The organism is Streptomyces calidiresistens, from assembly GCF_014141525.1.
Lineage (GTDB): Bacteria > Actinomycetota > Actinomycetes > Streptomycetales > Streptomycetaceae > Streptomyces > Streptomyces calidiresistens.
Genome location: NZ_VKHS01001019.1, coordinates 1 through 1,644, shown reverse-complemented (window position 1 = coordinate 1,644; position 1,644 = coordinate 1). Strand labels below are relative to the sequence as shown.

Below are 1,644 nucleotides of genomic sequence, written 5' to 3'. Positions count from 1 at the left end.
GGCCCGGGGTGCGCGCGGGGGAGATCCGGCGCAGCAGGTCGTCGCAGAAGGCGGCCAGGGGAGCGCCGTGGGCCGCGCCGGGCGGCTCGCCGTGCCCCCCGCGGGCGGGGCCGGTCCCGTGGGGGAGTTCACCGGCGAGGGGGATGCCGAACGAACGGGCCGCGGCGGCGGCCGACGGGCCGGCCGGCTCCCCACCGACCGCCGGGTTCAGCGGGCCGCGCACCAGGCGCAGGTCGGGAACGAGGGATCCCGGCCCCTCGATCACCCGGCGGGCGGCCCGTGCCGCCCGCACGCCGGGCGGGACGACGAGAAGCCCCAGGTCCAGCCGCGGCAGGATCTCGGCGGCGACCTCGTCGAGGTGGCGGGGAAGGTCCACGACCACGACCCCGCCGCGGCGCCGGGTGGCGTCCAGCACCTCCCGGATCGCCTCGGCGGTCGCCCACCCGGAGCCGGGGCCCCGGTCGGCGCGCAGCAGATGGAGGCCGCGGACCCGGGGCAGGGCGTCCCGGGGGTCGGCCGGGAAGAGCGGGCCGGTCCGGTGGGTGTCGCCCGGCCCGGCCCCGGTGGCGAGCAGGAGGTCCGTGCCCCCGCCCGGCGGGTCGGCGTCCACCAAAACGGTGCGCCGGCCGGAGCGGACGGCGGCCAGGGCCAGGGCGCAGGCGAGGGTGGAGGCGCCCGCCCCTCCCCGGCCGGGGAGCACGCCGATGGTCGTCGCCGGTGGGCCGGCCCGCACCGCGGTGTCGGCGACGGTCGCGATGACCGCGACCTCGTCGCCGGGCAGGTGGACCACCCGCTCGGCTCCCAGGGCGGCCCCGCGCGCCCACACGGTGTGGTCGTCCAGGTCGGTGCCCACCAGCAGGACGCCCGGCCGGCGCCCGGGGGTCGGGCCCGCCGCGCCACGCACCGGGCGGCCCGCCGCGCCCGGCCGCCGGGGTGGCGGGACCCGGGGCGCGCCCTCGGCCCGGTCGAGTGCGCGGCGGGCCCAGTCGTCGCCGACGAGGATCAGGGGGGCGCTCTTCCACCGCTCGCCCGTCAGCGGCGCTCCGTGCACGACCTCCGCCTCCGCCCCGGCGGCGGCGCAGACGCGGAGCAATTCCTCCAGCAGGTGGTCGTTCTCGGTGAGGATCAGAACGGGCGGTGTCACGACGGCCCCCTTCGCTCGATGGACGGTGGCCATCAGCGTGGGGGCATCTGCGGATGTTGGGCCGACCACGGTGGAAATCCGTGGATCGCGGGCACATTGTGGATAACTCCCTCACCCGTGGGAGGGAAGAGGGATCGAAAAACCGGAACCCCACCCGGTACCCGAACACACGACCCCGAACTTCCGGAACTTCTTCGAACCTTCCGGAAGGGGCTTCGCAATCACGGTGGGTGGAGGAATCATTCACCGGGCGTACTCGTGTGCCCCCGCTCCGGCGCACCCTCGCGGCGTCCCGGGAAAAAACGGGCGCGGGAGCGGTAAGCGGAATAACCCATTCCGCGGCGGGGAAGTACTCGGGCGTCCGTCGCGGCCCACCGGCCGGGCCGGACCGGCCCGCACCCCGGGCCGACGGCTCCGTCCGGTCCCGACGCGGCGACACCGCGGGGGGCCCGGGCCGTCGAGGGGACCGGCCCGGGGAGGGGACGGGCACGGCCCCGGGG

The 1,644-nt window shown here is 77.9% G+C and carries 1 protein-coding gene; it reads right to left on the bottom strand.

Features of this window, described 5'->3' with window-relative positions:
• On the bottom strand, positions 1 to 1,144 hold a 1,144-nt coding region (gene ssd, locus FOE67_RS25085), incomplete at its 3' end, for a septum site-determining protein Ssd (RefSeq protein WP_323385478.1).
• Positions 1,145 to 1,644 lie beyond the last annotated feature (500 nt).